This window comes from Marinomonas aquiplantarum (assembly GCF_003314975.1).
Lineage (GTDB): Bacteria > Pseudomonadota > Gammaproteobacteria > Pseudomonadales > Marinomonadaceae > Marinomonas > Marinomonas aquiplantarum.
Window position 1 is genome coordinate 129,194 of the sequence record NZ_QNRF01000008.1, and the last position, 20,989, is coordinate 150,182.

The 20,989-nt window shown below is 44.4% G+C and carries 19 protein-coding genes; 12 read left to right on the forward strand and 7 right to left on the reverse strand.

Annotated elements, in window-relative coordinates:
* The 10 genes from DFP76_RS14565 (at position 1) to DFP76_RS14610 (ending at position 10,350) form a co-directional block, all read left to right on the forward strand.
* Positions 1-1,581 (forward strand): gamma-glutamyltransferase family protein, encoded by a 1,581-nt coding sequence (locus DFP76_RS14565; RefSeq protein ID WP_113875345.1) that lies wholly within the window; start codon positions 1-3, stop codon positions 1,579-1,581.
* A gap of 57 nt (positions 1,582-1,638) precedes the next feature.
* Positions 1,639-2,457, forward strand: a complete 819-nt coding sequence (locus tag DFP76_RS14570; protein WP_113875346.1) for a sulfite exporter TauE/SafE family protein — start codon at positions 1,639-1,641, stop codon at positions 2,455-2,457.
* Between the two features lie 6 nt (positions 2,458-2,463).
* Positions 2,464-3,702 (forward strand): pyridoxal-phosphate-dependent aminotransferase family protein, encoded by a 1,239-nt coding sequence (locus DFP76_RS14575; RefSeq protein WP_281269737.1) that lies wholly within the window; start codon positions 2,464-2,466, stop codon positions 3,700-3,702.
* Positions 3,695-4,927 (forward strand): allantoate amidohydrolase, encoded by a 1,233-nt coding sequence (locus DFP76_RS14580; protein WP_113875348.1) that lies wholly within the window; start codon positions 3,695-3,697, stop codon positions 4,925-4,927. The genes DFP76_RS14575 and DFP76_RS14580 overlap by 8 nt, the downstream gene beginning before the upstream one ends.
* 26 nt (positions 4,928-4,953) lie before the next feature.
* Positions 4,954-5,322, forward strand: coding sequence for an AraC family ligand binding domain-containing protein (locus DFP76_RS14585; protein WP_113875349.1), 369 nt, complete (start codon positions 4,954-4,956; stop codon positions 5,320-5,322).
* A gap of 390 nt (positions 5,323-5,712) precedes the next feature.
* On the forward strand, positions 5,713-6,657 hold the full coding sequence (locus tag DFP76_RS14590; RefSeq protein WP_113875350.1) for an ABC transporter substrate-binding protein: 945 nt from the start codon (positions 5,713-5,715) through the stop codon (positions 6,655-6,657).
* A gap of 8 nt (positions 6,658-6,665) precedes the next feature.
* Complete coding sequence (locus DFP76_RS14595; protein WP_113875351.1) at positions 6,666-7,670, forward strand: FecCD family ABC transporter permease; 1,005 nt, start codon at positions 6,666-6,668, stop codon at positions 7,668-7,670.
* Positions 7,663-8,694 (forward strand): FecCD family ABC transporter permease, encoded by a 1,032-nt coding sequence (locus DFP76_RS14600; protein ID WP_113875352.1) that lies wholly within the window; start codon positions 7,663-7,665, stop codon positions 8,692-8,694. Before DFP76_RS14595 ends, DFP76_RS14600 begins: the two co-directional genes overlap by 8 nt.
* A gap of 29 nt (positions 8,695-8,723) precedes the next feature.
* Positions 8,724-9,569, forward strand: coding sequence for an ABC transporter ATP-binding protein (locus DFP76_RS14605; RefSeq protein ID WP_113875353.1), 846 nt, complete (start codon positions 8,724-8,726; stop codon positions 9,567-9,569).
* Positions 9,562-10,350, forward strand: a complete 789-nt coding sequence (locus DFP76_RS14610; RefSeq protein WP_113875354.1) for an IucA/IucC family C-terminal-domain containing protein — start codon at positions 9,562-9,564, stop codon at positions 10,348-10,350. The genes DFP76_RS14605 and DFP76_RS14610 overlap by 8 nt, the downstream gene beginning before the upstream one ends.
* 36 nt (positions 10,351-10,386) lie before the next feature.
* On the opposite strand, the gene DFP76_RS14615 is transcribed toward DFP76_RS14610, so the two are convergent.
* The 6 genes from DFP76_RS14615 to DFP76_RS14640 form a co-directional block, all read right to left on the reverse strand.
* Entirely contained in the window at positions 10,387-12,792 is a 2,406-nt protein-coding gene (locus tag DFP76_RS14615) for a TonB-dependent receptor (protein ID WP_113875355.1), read from the reverse strand.
* Positions 12,793-12,920: 128 nt separating this feature from the next.
* Positions 12,921-13,880, reverse strand: coding sequence for a FecR domain-containing protein (locus DFP76_RS14620; RefSeq protein ID WP_147084222.1), 960 nt, complete (start codon positions 13,878-13,880; stop codon positions 12,921-12,923).
* The gene (locus DFP76_RS14625) at positions 13,873-14,400 is read right to left on the reverse strand and encodes a sigma-70 family RNA polymerase sigma factor (RefSeq protein ID WP_113875357.1); all 528 of its coding nucleotides are present in this window, start codon (positions 14,398-14,400) and stop codon (positions 13,873-13,875) included. Before DFP76_RS14625 ends, DFP76_RS14620 begins: the two co-directional genes overlap by 8 nt.
* Positions 14,401-14,594: 194 nt before the next feature.
* Positions 14,595-15,524, reverse strand: a complete 930-nt coding sequence (gene puuE, locus DFP76_RS14630) for an allantoinase PuuE (protein WP_113875358.1) — start codon at positions 15,522-15,524, stop codon at positions 14,595-14,597.
* Between the two features lie 85 nt (positions 15,525-15,609).
* Positions 15,610-16,341 (reverse strand): aspartate/glutamate racemase family protein, encoded by a 732-nt coding sequence (locus DFP76_RS14635; protein ID WP_113875359.1) that lies wholly within the window; start codon positions 16,339-16,341, stop codon positions 15,610-15,612.
* Between the two features lie 24 nt (positions 16,342-16,365).
* On the reverse strand, positions 16,366-17,031 hold the full coding sequence (locus DFP76_RS14640) for a GntR family transcriptional regulator (RefSeq protein ID WP_113875360.1): 666 nt from the start codon (positions 17,029-17,031) through the stop codon (positions 16,366-16,368).
* A 265-nt stretch (positions 17,032-17,296) separates the two neighbouring features.
* On the opposite strand from DFP76_RS14640, the gene DFP76_RS14645 reads away from it, so the two are divergent.
* A complete protein-coding gene (locus DFP76_RS14645) occupies positions 17,297-18,733 on the forward strand; it encodes an NCS1 family nucleobase:cation symporter-1 (protein ID WP_113875361.1) in 1,437 nt (478 codons plus the stop codon).
* Between the two features lie 24 nt (positions 18,734-18,757).
* Here the strand turns inward: DFP76_RS14645 and DFP76_RS14650 are convergent, their stop codons facing one another.
* The gene (locus DFP76_RS14650) at positions 18,758-19,654 is read right to left on the reverse strand and encodes a LysR substrate-binding domain-containing protein (RefSeq protein ID WP_113875362.1); all 897 of its coding nucleotides are present in this window, start codon (positions 19,652-19,654) and stop codon (positions 18,758-18,760) included.
* A 101-nt stretch (positions 19,655-19,755) separates the two neighbouring features.
* Between DFP76_RS14650 and DFP76_RS14655 the strand changes: the two genes are divergently transcribed.
* A complete protein-coding gene (locus DFP76_RS14655; RefSeq protein ID WP_113875363.1) occupies positions 19,756-20,625 on the forward strand; it encodes an urea carboxylase-associated family protein in 870 nt (289 codons plus the stop codon).
* Positions 20,626-20,989 lie beyond the last annotated feature (364 nt).

Consider the following 20,989-nt stretch of genomic DNA (forward strand, 5'->3'; position numbering starts at 1 on the left):
ATGAGTATAAATAAAATGGCGTTTACAGCGCCACATTTTAAGGCCACACAGGCTGGGCAGGCCATTTTAGAGCAAGGTGGCACGGCAATCGAAGCCATGGTCGCGGCAGCAGCAACCATCGCGGTAGTGTACCCACACATGAATGGATTAGGTGGCGATGGTTTCTGGTTAATCAGTGAGCCAGGCAAAGAGCCGATTGCCATTGATGCATCTGGTATTTCTGCCCAAGCGGCGAATCTAGACTTTTATCAAGGTCATGAGGCCATTCCAAGTCGAGGCGGTAAAGCGGCTTTAACGATGGCTGGGGCGGTGGCAGGCTGGCAAGAGGCCTTAACCATCAGTGCCGATTGGCAGGATAATTTGCCATTGTCTGAGTTGTTGAAGAATGCCATTCAATGGGCTGAGAACGGCAGCGAAGTCACGGACAGTTATTTGGCCGCGGGTCAAAAAACCTTTGCCGATCTGGCCACAGTACAAGGCTTCTCAACTTTCCTAAAAGCAGGGGGATTGCATCAATCGGGTGATGTTTTAACCTTGCCTGTGCTGGCTGAAACATTAAAAAAATTGGCTGAACGAGGCCTAAACGATTTTTATCATGGTGAGATTGCAGCGTCTTTGGCGAAAGATCTAGAAGCCGCTGGTTCTCCTATTCGCTTAGCCGATTTTCAACAATACCAAGCCAAACGTGTGACGCCATTGAGTGTAACGACCAGCCAAGGGACGTTATACAACTTGCCCGCGCCCACTCAAGGCATTGCTTCCTTGCTGATTCTGGCCTTGTACGACCGTTTACACGAGCAAGCCAATAACGATGTTGATATGGCTCACCTGCTGATTGAAGTCACCAAACAAGCTTTTATCGCACGCAATAATAATGTGACTGATGTGACGCGCGTACCTACTGACTTAGCCTTGTTATTAAGTGACGAGTCGTTAGAAAAAATGTTGCAGGATATCTCTCTCAACAAAGCACAAACTTGGCCTCATGTAGCAAAACCAGGCGATACCATCTGGATGGGCGCGTGTGACAGTGAAGGCCGCATGGTGAGTTATATTCAAAGTCTGTACTGGGAGTTTGGCAGCGGTGTGGTTAGCCCATCTACAGGCATTGTTTGGAACAATCGTGGTTCGTCGTTTTCATTGGAGCCAAGCTCTTTGCAAGCCTTAGCGCCAGGATTAAAACCATTTCATACCTTGAACCCAGCGTTTGCTGAGTTAAAAGACGGTCGTCGTATCAGTTACGGCACCATGGGGGGAGAAGGCCAGCCACAAACTCAAGCGGCGTTATTCAGTCGTTATGTTTATCATAACCAACCTTTGGATAAGGCCATCAGTGCGGGACGTTGGCTATTAGGCCGTACGTGGGGTGATGAAAGCCATAATTTAAAAGTAGAGCGTGATTTTGCTGAAGTGGCTGCAGATGTTTTACAGCAACGAGGTCACGATTTGGTGATCGTGGACGCGTGCAATGAATTAATGGGTCACGCTGGTGCCGTGGTGCTTTATCAAGAGGGTGATGCGGAGGCCGCAACCGACCCAAGAAGCGATGGTCTTGCCATCGTCAGTGAGTTTAACCCGTAGCAACTTCATTCAATATCAAATTGATTGAGAGACATTTACCTAGGAGCGTACAGAAACATGTCATTCATAATGGAAAACTATTCCATGATTCTCGCCATGATGGCCACTGGTGTGGTGGGCGGAATTCTAGCCGGTTTATTAGGTGTTGGTGGCGGTATTGTCATCGTGCCTGTGTTGTTCTTTTTGTATCAAGGTTTAGGTGTCAGTGCTGACACGGCTATGTTGGTCGCGACGGCAACCTCTTTGGCCACCATTATTCCGACGTCCATCAGTTCGATTCGTGCCCATAAAGCAAAAGGCAATGTGGATTTTGATCTACTAAAGCGCTGGGGTTTCTTTATTTTTGTCGGTGTTATGGTGGGCAGTTTCTTAGTGACTCGTGTGGAAGGGGAATGGCTAACACTTTTGTTTGGCGTGATTGCCACCTTGTCAGCCTTGAATATGCTATTGGGCAAAAAAGACAGTTTATTTCAGTCTCTACCAGGCACGGCAGGCCAAAGTGTGATGGCGACCTGTGTGGGCTTTTTCAGTTCCATGGTTGGTATTGGAGGCGGTACTTTGACCGTTCCTATGCTGACTTTTTGTAATTACCCTGCTCACCGTGCGGTTGGCACCGCGGCGGCAGTAGGCTTGATCATTTCATTACCTGCCGCTCTGACCATGTTGATTTTTGGCCAAACTCCAGTGGATTCACCTTTCGGAACCGTTGGCTTAGTCAATCTGATCGGTGCAGCTTGCATCATTCCATTGACGGTTTTATTCGCGCCAGTGGGTGCTGGATTAGCGCATCGTTTGGATGCTGCGAAATTGAAGAAGGTCTTCGCGGTCGTTTTGATCATCACTGGCATGAAGATGCTTTATCAGGTTTTGGCCTAGGAGTTTATGATGCAGCCTTTAACGCTTCCTCCTCGATTGTTAATGGGCCCAGGTCCGATTAACTGTTATCCGCAAGTCTTGTCGGCCATGTCAACTCAATTGGTTGGTCAGTACGACCCAACGATGACCAGTTACATGAATGAAGTCATGGGGTTATATCGTCAGGTATTTAACACTCAAAACCAACAGACTTTCCTCATTGATGGGACGTCCCGAGCCGGTATCGAAGCGGCTTTGGTGTCTTGTCTTGAACCGGGCGACAAGGTGCTGATTCCTATTTTTGGTCGCTTTGGGCATTTACTGGCTGAAATCGCCGAACGCGCCGATGCTCAAGTTCATACTATTGAAGTGCCGTGGGGTCAGGTATTTGACCCTCAGCAAATTGAAGATGCGATTAAGCGTGTGCAACCTAAGGTATTGGCGATAGTACAAGGCGATACGTCAACGACCATGTTGCAGCCTTTGGAAGAGCTTGGGGCAATTTGTCGAGCTCACGATGTGTTGTTTTATACAGACGCAACGGCGTCCATCGCAGGTAACCCATTTGAAACCGATGCTTGGCAGGTGGATGCAGTATCAGTGGGCTTGCAAAAGTGTTTGGGCGGCCCCTCTGGTAGTGCGCCAATTTCCATGAGTGAGCGTTTTGTTGATGTGGTGCGTAAGCGTCATCACGTAGAAGCGGGCATTCGGGATAGTCATCACCAAGATGCACAAGGCCTGCGTATTCGTTCTAATTATTTTGATCTGTCTATGATCATGGATTATTGGGGCGAAGAGCGTTTAAACCATCATACCGAAGCCGCGACTATGTTGTTCGGCTCTCGTCAGTGCGCCATTGAATTGCTTCGTGAAGGTCAGGATGCGGTATTGAAGCGTCATCAAGTGGCAGGCAATGCCATGTTGCAAGGTATACAGGCCATGGGCTTGAAGCCTTATGGTGATTTGAAACACAAAATGAGCAATGTCGTTGGTGTATACATTCCCGATAGTGTGGATGGTGAACAGGTTCGTCATGATTTGTTAAACCTTTTTAACATTGAAATCGGCACCAGCTTTGGTCCGTTGAAAGGTAAAGTCTGGCGCATTGGCACCATGGGCTATAACGCCCGTCAGGATGCGGTTTTGCATACCTTACAATCATTGGAAACCACATTGCGTCGCGCCGGTTTTGGTTTACCTGCTGGCACTGGTGTTGATGCGGCGATGGCAGTGTACGCTGCCGCCACGGAGACGCATTATGATTGACTATGACAAGGTCGCCCAACAAGTGATGGCGCGTTGCGATGAACTCGGGCGAATCAGTCAATCAGACGAATGTTTAGACCGCCGCTATCTTACTAAAGAGCATCAACAGGCGAATCAGTTAGTCGCTGAATGGATGACCCAAGCGGGAATGAGTACTTGGCAAGATGCAGCCGGCAATTTATGTGGTCGACTTGAATCGAAGCAGCCTAATGCGCCTAGTTACTTGTTAGGCAGCCACCTTGATACGGTACCCAACGGCGGAAAATACGATGGCATGTTGGGAGTGTTAGCGCCACTTTGTTTGATTCAGGCTTGGCAGCAAGCGGGCGTAGAGTTGCCTTTTCATCTGGATTTAGTGGGTTTTGGTGATGAAGAGGGTACGCGTTTCCGTTCTACCTTGTTGGGCAGTCGCGCGTTAACCGGTCAATGGCCTGAGAGCTGGGCTGAATTAACCGATCAAGATGGCATCAGCTTACGTCAAGCTATGCAAGAGTTTGGCTTGGCGTTTGATCAAGTGCATCAAGCTAAGATTGAGACTGAATCCTTATTAGGATATTTGGAACTGCACATCGAACAAGGCCCCGTGTTGGAAGACAAAAATCTGCCTGTTGGTGTGGTGACCGCTATTGCGGGGGCCAAACGCTATGCGCTAACGGTCACAGGTATGGCGGGTCATGCTGGCACCGTCCCTATGGGTTTGCGTCAAGATGCCCTATGCGCGGTCAGCGAAATGGTGTTGGCAGTGGAAAAGGTGGCCCAGCAGCATGGCATAGTGGCGACGGTGGGGCAAATTAACAATCGTCCTAACGGAGTCAATGTGATATCCGGCTCGACGCAGTTTTCCCTTGATATTCGCAGTGAATTTGATGATAAGCGTGATGCTGCTCTACAGCAGATCATGACAGAAATGGAAGCCATTGCGGCACGACGTAATGTGCAATTGAGTATGGAACAAACCCATGCGGCTGACGCGGTTCATTGTGATCCTAGATTGCAAAATGTTTTGTCTAATGCCATTCAAACAACGGGTTACGAGTCACTGGCGTTGCCTTCTGGGGCCGGTCATGATGCTATGGCCATTGCGGATATTTGCCCTGTCGCTATGTTGTTCATGCGTTGCGACAAAGGTATCAGTCATCATCCTGCAGAAGCCATTTTAGAAGAGGATGTGGCGGTGACACTTGCCGTATTAGATAAAGCCATCCAGCAATTACCCACTGAATAAGTGTTTCTTCTTAGATAGGAATTGTTATGAAAATCACGAGAATATTTAATCAGCCAAATGGCAAAAGTGAATTTGCTGAATTGGACATTGCGTTAAAAGATGGCGGTCCAATAGGCTTCTTATCTGAGCGCTTTCCAGCGGGTGAGATTCTATTTCGAGAAACGCCTAGTGATTATGATTTTAAATGGCATCCAGCGCCGCAACGACAATTGCTATTCATTCTAACGGGACGCTGCGAGTTTATGGTGTCGTCTGGAGAAACGCGTCAATTTGGCGCTGGCGATGTGCTTTTGCTTGAGGATACGGAAGGTGAGGGGCATTGCAGTAAAGCGTTATTTAATGAAGTCCGACATTCCATCTTCGTGACATTACCTGACCATGTTGAGTTAGTGTAAGTGCTGCATTAACGGCCGGAATAGTAAGCTCATTATGGAACCTATCTATTCCGGTGTTTGGATTTTAACGAAGGTTAAACCTGGCTTAGAATATAATTTTGCGTCCGTGTCAGCGCTTGTTCTACTTGCTTAATGTAAACAGAAAAGCGCTCCTCCAGATGAATTAACTGATCGGTTTCAACGGTGTTATCTTTTTCCAATTGGTGGTGTGCTTATAAACTTTTATCTTTACTAAAAGAAGAGAGAAAGAGTAAGGCATACTTTTTTGCTTTCGGTGTTGATAGACAAGCTATGATTGGTATTTTTCAATCGCAAACGTTTATAATGATGATAACTATTATCGTATTTAATTGAGTGTTACGGCATTTAAATTAAGGGAAGTTACGCATCATGCAGTTATATCGGATCAAGCCGTTTTTTGTCTCCATTTTTATCATCTCTTTATCACTCTTTCCTATCAAGCAACTCTCAGCGTCAGAAAGTGGTGCCGTTTCCCATGCTATGGGAACGACCCAAGTTCCTGTAGGTGCGAAACGAGTAGTGACTTTATTTCAAGGAGCGACAGATTCAGCTATTGCTTTAGGCGTCACGCCGGTTGGCGTTGTTGAGTCATGGGCGCAGAAGCCGACTTATGTTTACTTACGAGAAGCATTAAAAGGGGTGCCTCATGTTGGTTTGGAAACTCAGCCGAATCTTGAGGCAATTGTTGCGCTGAAGCCAGATTTGATCATTGGTACAAAATCTCGTCATGAAAAAATATACGGACAGCTGTCCAAAATTGCGCCGACTGTATTAGCGGAAAATGTCTATGATTTCAAAGCCTCATTAGCGCTAACGGCGCAAGCGCTTGGTAAAGAATCAGAAGGAAAGCACCTTTGGGAAGATTTTCAACAGCGAATTCAACAGTTTCGTGATTTGATTCAAAAAAATGTCGCCAATTGGCCATTAACAGCATCCGTGCTAAATGTCCGTGTTGATCATTTACGCTTGTATTTGCAGCAAAGCTTTTCTGGTGTCGTGCTAAAAGAAATTGGCTTTACCTTTCCACTGCCAAATAAGACAGGTTGGGGGGTAAAACTGAAAACAAAAGAAGCATTGCCGAGTGTAAATGCGGATGTGTTTTTTATTATTTTGCATTCTAACGATGAAGCGGTTCAGCAAAATTATGACGCTTGGCGAGCACATCCACTTTGGAACATGTTAACAGCGCCCAGAAATAAGCAAGTGTATGAAGTGGATCGGGTGGCTTGGTTATTATCGGGTGGTATTTTAGGGGCCAATCAGATTCTTGATCAGCTCTATCAAATCTATCAATTACCGCGGTCTGATCTATAGTGTTTTTAATGTATCGCTATCCCGTTGTGAAACTGGGCATTCTGTTTTTATCTTTGTTGTGCTTAGTGTTTGCTTTTTTAAGCAGTATTGCTTTTGGACAATACATGATTTCTTTCAAGCAAGCTGGAATGGCGTTTATCAGTTTTGATCCTCAGTCGATCGATCATGTGATCATTCGTACTACGCGTTTGTCTCGAGCCGTAGTGGCTTGTCTCGTCGGTGCCGCGTTGGCTGTATCCGGTGTACTTATGCAGGCACTAACTCGTAACCCTTTAGCATCCCCTTCTATTTTTGGCGTAAACGCTGGCGCTGTTTTTACTATTGTGTTGTTTTCAACCTTCTTCTCAGTGACATCACTCAATACTTTTTTATGGTTGGCTTTTATCGGAGCAAGTGTGGCCGGTGCTTTGGTCTATGGCTTGGGGAGTTTGGGGAAAGATGGTTTATCCCCTGTCAGGATAGTGTTGTCTGGCGCGGCGATATCGGCATTGTTTATGGCTTTTACCCAAGGGGTTTTGGTCATCGGCCAAGAAGGTTTGGACAGTGTTTTATTTTGGGTAGCAGGCTCAGTATCAGGGCGTGATCTCGCTTTGGTTTTGCCACTCACTCCTCTTTTTGTTCTCGGAATGGTGTTTGCCATGATAGCTGCACCGCACATTAATATTCTACTGTCGGGAGATGATGTCGCAAAAGGCTTAGGGCAGAACACAGTGGTCATCAAAGTTGTGTTAAGTCTTTTGATTATTGGCTTGGCGGGAGGCTCTGTTGCACTAGGTGGAAGCATTGGTTTTATCGGCCTAATGGTGCCGCATATGGTGCGCTCGGCTGTGGGTTATGATCATAAGTGGCTGATACCACTCAGCGCTTTATGGGGGGCGACTCTTCTGTTGTTAGCTGATTTAGTTAGTCGTTTTATTATCATGCCGGAAGAAGTTCCTATTGGCGTCACGACCGCTGTATTAGGAGCGCCATTCTTTCTTTATTTGGCACGAAAAGGTGGTCGACGTGGATAAGTTATTGCGTGTGCGCAATCGTTTTATGTCGTTTTCCGTGCCATGGAAATCCATTTTTTCAATGAGTATGACATTGCTCGTCTTCTTATTGGTTTTAATGTTTTCTCTTAGTGTGGGAGAAGAGTTTATCCCTTTCACACAGGTGATTTTGGCCTTGTCTGGACACAGCGATAGCAAGATTCAGTTGGTTATAGAGATCCTTCGTTTGCCTAGGGTTTTGATGGCGGCAATGGTCGGGGCGGCATTAGCGTCGTCTGGTCTTGTGTTGCAATCTATGATCCGAAACCCTTTGGCCTCGCCTGACATTATTGGTATTACCGGTGGCGCATCTGCTGCTGCTGTGTGTTTTTTATCTTTTTTTGCTTCAGCGTTTGGCTTGGTTTGGTTGCCTTTCTTTGCAATTGTTGGGGCGTTGCTGGCGGCCTTGTTGATCTATGGTTTAGCCTGGAATAGTGGCGTAACACCAATGCGCTTAGTGTTGGTCGGAATTGGGGTGTCATCCGCAATGGGAGCGGTAACAACGTTTGTAATTGCGGCCAGCCCTTTAGCAACAAGTATCACGGCCTATATCTGGCTAACCGGAAGTGTTTATGGCGCAAGTTGGGCTGATGTGAAAGCTTTGTTGCCTTGGTTGTGTGTTTCTTGGCCCTTGGCGTTTTATTTGGCCCGCCGGGTGAATACACAGGAATTAGGTGATCACATTGCAACTGGGTTGGGGATTTCTGTGCAAAGATTGCGTGTGGTGGTGTTGTTTTTAAGTGTGCTCATGGCGGCACCAGCGATTGCGTATGCTGGTGCGGTGGGTTTTGTGGGGTTAATTGCCCCCCATATTGCCCGCCGCTTGGTGATTCGCAGTTTTGCGTTTCTACTGCCAATGTCGGCTTTTGTAGGGGCCTGCCTTGTGATGTTGGCGGATTTATGTGGCCGTTTATTGTTTCAGCCATTGGATGTTCCTGCCGGTGTGTTTGTGTCCGCTATCGGAGCCCCATTTTTTATCTATTTACTGTATCGACAACGTTTTTAGGTCGGTTAGCTATCATGAGATTTTAAACCATGAGTTTGTCTGAACGTTATTCATTAGCAAGTCATCCATTGCAAAGCGTGTCTTTGTCACTTGGCTATGACAAAAAAGCGGTAATTGATTCGTTGAGTTTAGCCATTGAGCCGAATCAGATTACAGCGTTAGTCGGTGGCAATGGCTGTGGAAAATCCACTTTATTGAAATCCTTTGCTCGTTTGTTAAAACCGTCGTCAGGACAAGTGTTGTTAGAAGGCGCAGATATCCACTTGTTAAGCGGAAAAGACGTAGCACGTAAGTTGGCTATTTTGCCACAGGGACCAATTGCTCCCGAAGGCCTAACGGTTGAACAGCTGGTGCGCCAAGGTCGCTACCCTCATCAGAATTGGCTTCAAAGTTGGACGAAAGAAGATGAAGATTTGGTAAAGAAAGCGTTGCAAGATACCAATATGACGGCGTTTGCTGCTCGTTCGATTGATGCTTTATCTGGCGGCCAGAGACAACGTGCTTGGATTGCCATGGCGTTAGCGCAAAATACAGACATTTTATTGCTTGATGAACCGACAACCTATTTAGACTTAACCCATCAGATAGAAATCTTAGACCTTTTGTTTGAATTAAATCAAAGCCAACAAACGACCATCTTGATGGTGTTACACGATCTCAATCTTGCAGCTCGTTATGCTCATAAGATGATCGCCATTAAAGATGGCGCGGTGTTTTGCCAAGGGGCGCCTGAAGCGATTCTAAATCATGACATGGTGAAAACCGTCTTTGATATGGAGTGTCATATCAGTGAAGATCCACTGTTTGGAACACCAATGTGCATTCCCTATGGTAAAGGGCGTCAAGTCGGCACTAAGGAATCAAAGCGTGGCTGAATTTGATCACCGTCCTGTTCTGCTGCCTGAAGAGTGGCAAGCATTGTCTGTGTTTGGTCTAAAGCAAGACCTGCAAGACGAACGCTTATCAATTGACTCTATTAAGCTACTGGATGATGTATTGTGTCAGGAAACCTTGCAAAAAATTATGCCAGAGCTGGGGGCGCCAAATTTAAAAGTAACCACGTCTCTGGTGATGAAGCGCATCGCGTTTTTGGCCCTAGCTCCGATTCTCTATGCAATGTCTCGTTTCAATAAAGGTCTGGATGGGACACTTAAAAATTGTGTGTTTGAATACCCACTAGAAAATAGAATGTGGGTATCTAAGATGCCACTAAAAAATTTGGCGGTCACGGTTCAGGATAAGGATCAAGCTGAAGGTCGAAAGACGTGGCGAAAAGACATATTGAGTCAGGTATTTGCCGGACACCTCACGCAACTCGTTGAACAGTTTCATCGTTTAACCAAAGTGCCGAAACGGATCCTTTGGGAAAATGTGGCTGTCCGAGTGTTTAGTATTTATGAGCAGCGTATTTTACCGAATATACCTGATGCTCAAATGGTCCAAGCTCAGGCGGACTTTTCTTATCTACTAGACCAGAAGTCGACTGAGGTGTTTGGGATGTCGGAAAACCCATTAACGGTGTTTTATCGAGAAAAGAAGCAAACAGCCTTATCCGATAAACCGATTCGAGTAAGACGTACTTGTTGTTATTACTATTTGGCAACTGAGCCAGCGGTGTATTGTGGTTCTTGTCCTTTGCTTTTGAAAAAACGTTAAGCCTCCTATCTGGAGGCTTAAGCTTAGTGGTGTGGATTAAAAGTCCAATCCGTACGCTAGGGTAATCGTGCGCCCACGGCCTTTAAAATAGTAACTGTCATTTGCGTAAGCAGCTTGTGAGTAGTAGGTAAAGTAGTCTTCGTTTAATAAGTTCGCGATGGCGATGTTCATTTTACCCACAGGAAGTTGGTAACCAACAGACGCATCCACTAAGGTATAGCCATCAAAATCAAGGTCTTCATCATCAAAGCTTCGACTAAAAGCATGACTGACTTGTAATTGAGAGGATAATTTCTCATTCCAGTGAGCATGCCATGAAGTAATTAAGCGATTAGGTGAAATATTGGCACCGGTTAGTTTGGTTTCAACTTTGCCGTCACCGTCAGTATCTGACTTGCCCTGAATGAAGGAGTAGCTAGCCTGCAATCTGTGGTCTTTATTAAGTTGCAGACCTAGTGATGCTTCTGCCCCTTGGATTTCTTTCTTTTCACGTTTTACAACGTACAGACCGTCTACCTCAACGATACGGCTGCCTAAGTCTGAGTTGGATTCGTAATAACTAACTTCTAAATCATAAGGGTGACGATTTACACGAAAGCCGACTTCGTAGTTGTCAGTCAGTATTGGAGAAAGATCGATGAGTGTGTCAACGTCTTGACCGCTGGTATCAACCCCTCTCAATATGCGTCCTACATCTGGCATTCCAAAGCCTTGAGAGTAGTTGGCGAAGAGACTGACAGCTGGGGTTAATTTAAACACCGCGCCGGCATTGTAGACAGTGTCATCAAAACTAGGTGAACCACCATCGACAGTGACGCTATTGTTGGCGGCAACTGTTTGATAGGTGTCGACATCTAACTTAGCGTGTTCGTAACGAACTCCAGCTTGCAGAACTAAGCGTTCCACCGGCGTGTATTTGAACTGAACAAAAGGGGCGTAATTGGTGTAATCCGTTTCTGGAACATATAAGCGATTGGTTAATATCAATGATTGGCTGGTCGTATCCTGTAATAAATCCAATCCAGCGGTAACGCTCAGCTCGTCATTTAATAAGTCGTCCTTGGTTAAGCTAAATTTCGCCCCAAGCTTTTCTGATTGGTTTTGGCTCTGATCGTAAGTAATACCATTACTAGCATCCTGGAAACTACCAGAATCTGATACACCATATCGACCTTCAAAGTCCTGATGGAAAATTTGTGCTTTTAGTGCCATACCATCAAGGTCGCCGTCGGTATATGAAAGACTGGTGGTTTGCACCTTGTTGTAAGGCGCATACCCTCTAGGTGAGCCTTTTTCTGAGCTGGTGGCGACACCGTTATCTCTATCCCCATCGACACCAACAAAGTTCATGCGTCCTTTCATTTGATACTGATTTAATTCGAATTCTAAGCGTTTGTCATCCCCTAGCCAGTAGCCCAATTTAGCAAAAGCATCATAGCTCTTGGAATCCATAATATCGCCACGCACTGTCGCTGAGCCTACATAGTTACCATCGGTATCGAGGTACATACCTTGCACTTCATTGGTCAAGCCAACCAAATAATCAAAATCGTCTTGTGCGCCTTCGACTTGATAGCCAATTTTGTAACTAAGGGTATCGCTATCTAGTCCATCAGTCGGTGTGCTTAATTGCACGTCAATATGTTGCTTGAGTTCACTTGAACGATTGGATTTGGTAATAAAGTTGATGATACCGCCGGTCGCGCCCAATCCATGTACGGCCGTAGCACCATGAATGACTTCGATGCGCTCCACCATAGATAGATCGATGGTATGGGCTGAGCGACTGCCTTCTCGAATTGGATTAGATTGTGGAACACCGTCGATCATGTATAACACCGAGCGACCACGAAATGTTTGGCTACTGTTGTTCAGCTTTTGTGTATTGGGGGAATAAGCAGGAAGAAGGTTGGTGAGTGCCTGAGAACTGTCTGTGCTAATGGCAAGCTGTTCCTCGATCTGTTGCTGTGTAATGACAGTAACCACCTGTGGGCTGTCTTCTTTCTTTATGTTAGATCGACTGGTTTGAATAATTAATGGATCTAGATTAATGGATTTAGTTTCAGAGAGGTATTGACGACGATCGACCAGACTATAAGTACCATCTTGATTAGACTTTATCATGAGATTGGTAGTGGACAGCACTTGTTCTATTAGATCGATTGGCGTGGTATGGCCAGATATACCGTCACTTTTAAGGTTTTTAGTGAGTGTCGGATTAAACGACAGAGCGATGTTGTGGCGTGCTGCAAACGCTGTAAGTGTTGTTCCAAGGTCGCCAGCCTCTATTTGAAGGAGCTGTTGATTACTTTGGTTCGTACTGTCTTCTGCTAATGACAATGAACTCACACTTACTGTGAATAGCAAGGCACTACAGGTCAACACAGTTTGAATGGCTGAGTGGCGTCGCGTTTTTGATAGTCGGTTTTTATGGGCAGACACAGCTACCTCCTTTTTGAAAGTTATCATGCTTATTATTTGTCTAACTAATAAGCCACTTGAAAAGGAAAAAGGTGTCAGAAAAATAAGAATAATTTTTTTGGGACTCTAATAAGATGCTAGTTCACATGCTATGCGGCTTCGAGTGTGATCCAATAATTTCCTAAATGATGTTTAATATCAATTGGATACGTATTCGAAAGCATATTTAGTATGATATTGACATCAGCAATAGGAAAAGCCCCAGATACTTCTATGTTTGCAATCTTTGGTGAGACTCTTAACAGCCCTTGATGATATCGTGAGACTTCTTGGATGAACTGATGGAGTGGCATGTTATGCACGGCTAACATGTTATCTAGCCAAGAAATGGTGTCGGTAGATAAGTTCTCGTAAGATATAATTGAATGTTCTGATAGTTCAGCTTGGTGACCCGCTAGAATGATATTTTTTTCCTTATGTTCAGCAAATTTAGGTACAGCTTCAACTCGGCCCTCCAACACTCCGAGGCGAGTGGTGTGTCGATATTGACGAACAGTAAAATTGGCCTCTAAAGGGGATAAAAATGCTTCCTGTGTTGAGACAATGAATGGTTTAAAGTCCAGAGACTTCACGTTGACAACCTCAAGTTGAATTTCCCCTTCTCGTAACGCTAATAAACGTTCTTTGCCATCAAAAAAAGCATCGAAAGCGGTGGCTGTATTGAGGGTTACCTTAGTGCCGTCGGGCAAGGTGACCTGCTTCATTTGGCCCTTTGCCGTACGGTAATCTGCGCGCCAGTGTTGGTTTTCTACCGTTTTATAGGCTCCCCAAGCAATAGGACCCGTGGCTAATAGCAGTGCTAGTTTGCCGATGTTTAAACGGCGTTCTTTATCATCAGGACGGTTTAACACAGCATAAGCAATGTCTTTTGGTAGTGTGTCTACTTGGTTGATGAAACGCTGAGCGCGTTGCCATGCAAAGCGATTGTTTTCGGAAGATTGCTGCCAGTGCTCTAATTGTGCCTGCTCGGCAGGTGTTAATGGTTTCACTTGCTGCTTAACAAGCCAGTCGGCGGCTTCTTGCATACTTTTTTGGGATATTTTATTCAAAAAAATCGTTCTCCATCAACGTAAGGCAATGAACATAAGCTTGCTTCATATATCGCTTTACTGTGGCGAGGGACAGAGCCATCTCATTGGCGATTTGTTGATATTTTTTACCCTCTAACTGCGACATTAAAAAGACTTCTTTGACATGGCTTGGGAGGGTGTTAAGCAATGCATCTATTTCTTCTAAAGTTTGTAAAATAATAAATTGGCTTTCTGTTGAAGGGGCCAAATTTTCTGGCTGTTTTGCCAGATACTCTAGATAGGTTTGTTCTAACGACTTACGTCTATAAAAATGGCTAACAAGACCTTTTGCAATTGTCACTAAGTAGGCTTGGGGCTCATTAATTAAATCGACATTTTGTTTGGCGTAAATGCGCAAAAATGTGTCTTGGGTTAAATCAGCCGCATCAAATTGATTATCCAACCGTTGACGTATCCATGTGTATAACCAATTGTGATGGTTTATATACAGAGAATGCATGACATCATGTTGCACGTTTGGGATCGGATTGTGCGGCATGAAATGGCTCCTCTTGGAGTGTAAATGATAATTACTATTATTAGAGTGGTTTATGATTTTGTTGTCAATATAAAGTACAGAGGTAGGACTTGTTGATTATGTGTAAAGGAAGAAAACGCCTTTGTAAGGGCTGTTACTAAGGCGTTCTAATTGTTTGGTTAGGTGTTTATTTTATTTTTTCGTATGGGTTCTGATTATGTTGGCGGGTGGTTATTAATCCAATGCTCAGCAATGTCTCCTCGTTTGGCTATCCAAACCTTGTCATGGGATTCAACATAATCTAGAAATTTTTTCAGGGCCATGAAGCGGCTGGGTTTGCCTAGTGTTCGGCAATGCATGCCGATGGACATCATTTTGGGTGTCGTTTGGCCTTCTTCATATAGGCAATCAAAATTGTCTTTCAAGTATTGGAAAAATTCTTCACCGTGACTGAAGCCATAAGGAGAGGAGAAACGCATGTCGTTACAGTCTAAGGTGTAAGGCACAATTAGATGTGGCTTGGTGGTGTTCGCCTCTTCATGGTGAGGCACTTTTACCCAATAAGGTAGATCGTCACCATAATTATCAGAGTCGTATTTTAGCTGAGTTTGTTCTGCCACTAAGGCTCGCGTATTCGGAGAGTCTCGTCCCGTATACCACCCCATTGGCTTCACGCCAGTAAGGTTTTCAATTAATTCCAGTGCTTCTTGCATGTGACGTCTTTCTTCGTCGATAGACATGTCTTGGTAGTGGATCCATTTTAATCCATGACAGACGATTTCATGTTGGCCTTCTACAATGGCTTTGGCAACTTCAGGATTACGTTGCAGGGCGGTAGCAACGGCAAAGATCGTAAGAGGTAGGCCACGTCGTTCAAATTCATTGAGAATGCGCCAAACGCCTGAGCGTGAACCGTATTCGTATAAGGACTCCATGCTCATATGACGATCTTTATAGGCTTGGGCTCCAAACATTTCAGATAAGAAGGTTTCCGAATGTTCATCACCGTGTGCTACGCAGTTTTCTCCACCTTCTTCAAAGTTCAAAACAAATTGTACGGCGATACGAGCTTGATTTGGCCATTGAACATTTGGGTGTCCATTTCGGGCATAACCGGCAAAATCTCTGTCTAAATAATGTTTCATGGTCAGTGTTCCGTTTGTGATTAAGTCATAATTGTTAGTAAGTGCGATTTAATTTTTAGTCTGGAATGGCTGTCTCTGATAAACATCATGATGCCCAGTGAGCATAGCGTCCTATAAAGGGTTTGCTAATTCGCTTTCCATACTGGCCTGTTTTAGAGGTTTGTAAGCCGAGTTGATGCAATGACTCTGCCAGTTTCACTGCCGCGGTGACACCATCGATAATGGGAATAGGAAGTTCTTTGGACAGTTGATTCACAAGGTTGGACATGCCTGCACACCCTAGCACAATGGCCTCAGCGCCATCTTGTTCGATGGCGGCTAAGCATTCAGTTTTTAGTAATTGGTAGGCTTGGTTGTCTATGTTTTCTAAAGCTAATACGGGGATGTCGGTGGCTCTGACGCTACAGCAATGAGTCTGGTGGCCATACTTTAAAAGTAAGTGCTCACTTGCTGGTAGTGTCCTTGATAAAGTGGTTACGACGCCAAAGCGATATGAAATGAGGCTAGCCATTTGGAAGGCTGCTTCTGCTATGCCAATGACTGGCGCATCAGCTAACTCACGAGCTGCGTCTAATGCAGGGTCACCAAAACAGGCAATAATGTGAGCATCCACATTCTGTTGCTTCCCTTGTTCAATTAAATCAAGTAATGCGGCACTGGCAATGGCTTCATCAAAAGCGCACTCAATGCTTTTTGGACCGTGTTCGGGAGTACTTGGAATGATTTGAGTGCTGGGCAAGGCAGTAGCGCGAGCGCTTATGGCCATTGTGTTGGTCATGTCGGCGCTGGTGTTTGGGTTGATTAACTGAATTTTCATAGAAGCCTTAATGAATCAGCGTTTTTAATGTGTAAACAGCTGTTGAAAGTCGATGTTGTCATCTGTTGTGCTATCCAGAATCAAGGAAGACTTAATGTGTTGTAAATGATGGCGCATCCAATCTTGAGCTTGATCAGATTTTTTTTCGTCAAGCAGGTCAAGTAACTGCGTATGGTCGCCGCACTCGCAACCTACACTACCGCGTGTGCCATAAGCGGCGAGGATTAATGAAGAGCGATAGCAAAGCTGCTCTATAAAGCGAGCTAATACTTGGTTTCCAGATACGTTCGCTAACTCATAATGAAAACGCGCGGTGAGTTGAATGGATTTTGCTAACTGATTGGCGGCTTCGGCTTGCTTCTCCTCTTTTGCCATGCTTCGAAAGCGTTTCGATTGCGTTAAATCCCAATGATTAAGTAATGCTGGTATAAGTTGTGGCTCGATTAAAATTCGACTGTCTAGCACTTCCGACGCCTCTGCTTCACTGGGACGATTTACGTGAGCCCCTTTATTTTTCTCGATAATGACAAAGTGCTCTAAGGCAAGTCTTTGTAACACTTTGCGAACGCCAGTTCTGCTGACGCCAAATGCCTCAGATAAACGATCTTCTGGTAAGCGTGCACCAGGGGGGAGTTGATGTTCGACGATGGCCTTGAGTATTTGTTGGTATATGTGTTCGTCATTCGACATAAGGTGTTCCTATAAACTGTATACAATATTTTTTATTTGTACTTGGTTAAGCAATATAGCATGTCAGTCTATTTCGTACATCTTAATCAAAAAAGAAATCTTTCATGCACTGGTTTGGCATTAAATTCGTATTTATGTTTGTTTTTGGTGCGCATTATATCTCTATTACGGCTTTTTCCTAATTTATGCCTTGGTTTATTAGGTTTTATTTTTGGCACGTAAATTGTATTCAATATTGTATACAATCAAAAAAAGGGATTCGGTCATGAAACAAGAGTTTGAGCAAAGTCTTAAATTGGCAAATAACGATCTCCTTCCGGAGAAAGAGCAAAAGTGGGGGTGGTACAGCATCTTCGCGTTTTGGATGTCTGATGTTCATAGTGTCGGTGGATATGTGTTCGCTGCTAGCTTGTTTGCTCTAGGGTTAAATGGCATTCAGGTCTTTATTAGTTTGCTGTTAGGGATTTCTATTGTCCTGTTGTTTGCGAATTTGATGGGTAAACCAGGTCAAAAAGCTGGTGTACCGTTTCCGGTGGTGGCGCGTATGTCGTTTGGTGTCTTTGGCGCCAACATTCCTGCCATTATTCGAGGCTTAATTGCAGTTGTTTGGTACGGTATTCAAACTTTTCTTGCGTCCAGTTCTTTCATTATCTTATTGCTTTACTTTTTTCCTGGGATGGCGTCGTTAGCGGATAAATCATTTATTGGCTTGTCTTACTTGGGCTGGATTGGTTTTTCGGCAATGTGGGTGGTACAGGGAATTGTGTTTATGTTCGGTATGGACATGATTCGTAAAGTAATCGATTGGTCGGGCCCTGCGATTTATGTCGCCATGTTTGCTTTGTGTATTTATATGGTTGATCGAGCGGGGTGGGAGAACATCAGTTTTAATCTGAGTTCAACCAGCCTTACTGGCATGGATGTTTATGTGCAGATGTTTATCGCTATTGCTTTGGTCGCTGGGTATTTTGCTGGGCCGACATTGAATTTTAGTGATTTTTCTCGTTATTGCGGTAGTTATCAGAAATTAAAGCTTGGTAATTTATTGGGGTTACCGGTGAATTTTGTGTTGTTCTCTTTGTTTAGTGTGGTCATTGTCTCAGCCTCTATTCCGGTTTTTGGTGAGATGATTACAGACCCAGTGGAAACAGTGAAGCGCCTTGATTCCGGTTTTATTACGGTGCTTGGTGCGTTGACTTTTATCTTTGCAACAGTGGGTATCAATATTGTTGCGAACTTTGTTGCCCCTGCATTTGATTTTTCTAATGTGTCGCCGCAGAAAATAAGCTTTAAAGCGGGTGGTTTTATTGCTGCCTTTGGCTCGGTTCTGTTGACGCCTTGGAATTTGTTTAATAATCCAGAGGTTATTCACTATACCGTCGATGTACTTGGCGCAATGATTGGTCCTTTATACGGCATTATTATCGTGGACTATTACTTTATTAAAAAAGGCCATATTGATGTAGCGTCTTTATACACTGAATCTGTTAAAGGTCTGTATTGGTACGATAATGGTGTGAATAAAAAGAGCGTTTATGCACTGATTATTGCTGGCTCTGCATCGATCTTAGCCACGTTTGTTTTCCCAGTTCTTGCCAATTACGCTCTTTTCATTGGTGGCATCATTGCTGGGTTAAGTTATCGCTATATGATGGAATCTGAACGTGTGGCGATGCAGAGCATGACGCTCGCGAAGCCTTAGAACAGTCGAAAAACATAGCCCAGATTATGATCTGGGCGTACTTTGTTTAACAGGCTGCTGGTTTAGGGAGCTTAGCTCTAGGTACTGAATGAGTTGCTGGAGGTTTGATTGAGCATAAGGGTTGTACTCCAGCCCGTAATAACGTGTGTTATCTCCTTCTTGTGGAAATAGCGTTATTAAACTACCGGTTACTAATTCTTCTTGAATCAAAGCCCTTGGGCAAAGTGCAACGCCTTGGCCAGCCAGTGTGGCCATCTTTAATAGGTGGAAGTCTTCATAGATTAGCTTTTGCCCAGCAGAAAGTGTGAGGTTGAACTGAGAAAACCAAGTCTGCCAGCTGTGTTCTGAATGATCGTGTAATAAATTTGCCTCGAGTAAGGATGCTGGATTGTCTATTGGGTTAGCGTGACTCAAGTAAAGAGGGCTGCAGACGGGAATGGTTTTTCCAGTAAAAAGAGGAACAACTTTATATTGGCTCGCATGGTTCGGTAGGAAGCTGCTAATACGGAGACTATTTTCATCTAGGTATTCAGGTGCTGAAGAGTGATAGCGAATAATTAGATCCAGCTCAGGATGCGTTTCTTTGAATGTTAGTATGAGTGGCAATAACCAAGGTTCTAACAAAGATGGCAAACAATATAAGGTCAGCCGTTGCGAATGGTTTGGCGTCTCATTTAATAGAGTGTGATCAATATGATCAAAAGGTTGGGCGAGTTGTTCAGCGAGAGCTAGGCCTCTGGGCGTTGCTTTTAACTGACGACCATTTTTATAAAACAAAGCGTAACCGAGTTGTGATTCCAATCGTTTAATCTGATGACTCACCGCGGACTCCGTTAAACTTAAGTGGTCTGCGGTTTGTTTTAAACTGCCAAAACGTACAACCAAATGAAAGGTGTGGAGCGAAGTATAAGGAAGGCTCATATAGTCACTTTAATATTTGTCATGTATTTATAAATAATATCAGTTTTTTAATGTGTTTACTTTTCCTAAGCTTGGCTTACTCATTGTATTTGGAGGTCATCATGGCAAAAGTAGAAGCAGCTTATCGTAAAGGTCCAGACTCAAAGCTTACTATCGACAAATGTTTTTATGCTTCTCTAGCACAAGGTAAGGCAAAACGTACTTTAGTTGATAAAGTTTCCATTCCGCTGCGCTCAGGAAAAGCTTGGAAAGTGCCCGCAGGTCATGTGTTTCGAGTCCTGGTGCCAGAAGGGCCACAAGTGGGTGACTTTAATATGTGGAATCAGCATGATCCGCGAGAAAAGATGTGGGCATCACGTACTCGTCAATTACAAAGTGCTCATGTGAGTACGTTTGATCGCATCTGGTCAACCTTACCTTTCTTGCGCCCAATGGTGACCATTATCGATGACACTTTGGCTGATTATGGACAGGATGAGGAAGGTGGTCGTGTTCATGATTTATTAGGGACAAGGTGTGATCCTTATGTAAATCACCTCTTAACGGGGGAGGATTTTGATTTTCACTGTCATTCGAACTTAGTAAGAGCGGTTCAGCCTTTTGGTTTAACGGAATTTGATGTGCACGATGTTCTGAATATTTTTCAATGCACCGGCTTAAATGAAGATGATCAATATTTCATGAAAGCTTGTCCTGCGAAAAAGGGGGACTATTTAGAGTTCTTTGCTGAGATAGATTTGCTTTGCGCTTTGTCTTGTTGCCCCGGTGGTGACTTGTCTGTAGATCTATGGGGGCCGGACGCCAAGGATCCGCTATCAACCTGCCATCCATTGGAGGTTGAAATTTATCAGTTAGAAGAGTCTGCTTTAGAAGGGTGGCAAACTCCATCTAGTCCAAGCTATCAAGGTGGTCATGGTTTGCAAGCCCCGACGATTGACTGGCAAGCACGAAAAAATGCCATAAAAGGCTAAGTTGTTTGTTTTTTAAACGGTTTCACTGTTCTAAACTTGCAAAAAATAAGCAGATCTCACTTTTTATAAAATTAATCCAATAATCTCAAAAAAGGGCTTGCACTCAAAAATAGGATGCGTATTATACGCATCCACTGACACGGGGTGCGCTTCAAAGCATCGAAGCAACACCAAAACAAGTCAGCACGCTCTTTAAAATAGATAATCAGATAATTTGTGTGGGCGCTCGCTGGGGCTTCAAAAAAGAAATTGAAGTCTTACGAGAGTCTAACACGTCAATTCGCTTTATTAAGTAATTGTTAGTGTTTCGAGATTTGAGTGAGCAAACTTTTTAACTGAAGAGTTTGATCATGGCTCAGATTGA

Bases quoted from the DNA above. Each gene is read 5' to 3' on its own strand.
- DFP76_RS14565 (WP_113875345.1), top strand. From the start codon at position 1: ATGAGTATAAATAAAATGGCGTTTACAGCGCCACATTTTAAGGCCACA.
- DFP76_RS14570 (WP_113875346.1), top strand. From the start codon at position 1,639: ATGTCATTCATAATGGAAAACTATTCCATGATTCTCGCCATGATGGCC.
- DFP76_RS14575 (WP_281269737.1), top strand. From the start codon at position 2,464: ATGATGCAGCCTTTAACGCTTCCTCCTCGATTGTTAATGGGCCCAGGT.
- DFP76_RS14580 (WP_113875348.1), top strand. From the start codon at position 3,695: ATGATTGACTATGACAAGGTCGCCCAACAAGTGATGGCGCGTTGCGAT.
- DFP76_RS14585 (WP_113875349.1), top strand. From the start codon at position 4,954: ATGAAAATCACGAGAATATTTAATCAGCCAAATGGCAAAAGTGAATTT.
- DFP76_RS14590 (WP_113875350.1), top strand. From the start codon at position 5,713: ATGCAGTTATATCGGATCAAGCCGTTTTTTGTCTCCATTTTTATCATC.
- DFP76_RS14595 (WP_113875351.1), top strand. From the start codon at position 6,666: ATGTATCGCTATCCCGTTGTGAAACTGGGCATTCTGTTTTTATCTTTG.
- DFP76_RS14605 (WP_113875353.1), top strand. From the start codon at position 8,724: ATGAGTTTGTCTGAACGTTATTCATTAGCAAGTCATCCATTGCAAAGC.
- DFP76_RS14625 (WP_113875357.1), bottom strand. From the start codon at position 14,400: ATGCCGCACAATCCGATCCCAAACGTGCAACATGATGTCATGCATTCT.
- puuE (WP_113875358.1), bottom strand. From the start codon at position 15,524: ATGAAACATTATTTAGACAGAGATTTTGCCGGTTATGCCCGAAATGGA.
- DFP76_RS14635 (WP_113875359.1), bottom strand. From the start codon at position 16,341: ATGAAAATTCAGTTAATCAACCCAAACACCAGCGCCGACATGACCAAC.
- DFP76_RS14640 (WP_113875360.1), bottom strand. From the start codon at position 17,031: ATGTCGAATGACGAACACATATACCAACAAATACTCAAGGCCATCGTC.
- DFP76_RS14645 (WP_113875361.1), top strand. From the start codon at position 17,297: ATGAAACAAGAGTTTGAGCAAAGTCTTAAATTGGCAAATAACGATCTC.
- DFP76_RS14650 (WP_113875362.1), bottom strand. From the start codon at position 19,654: ATGAGCCTTCCTTATACTTCGCTCCACACCTTTCATTTGGTTGTACGT.
- DFP76_RS14655 (WP_113875363.1), top strand. From the start codon at position 19,756: ATGGCAAAAGTAGAAGCAGCTTATCGTAAAGGTCCAGACTCAAAGCTT.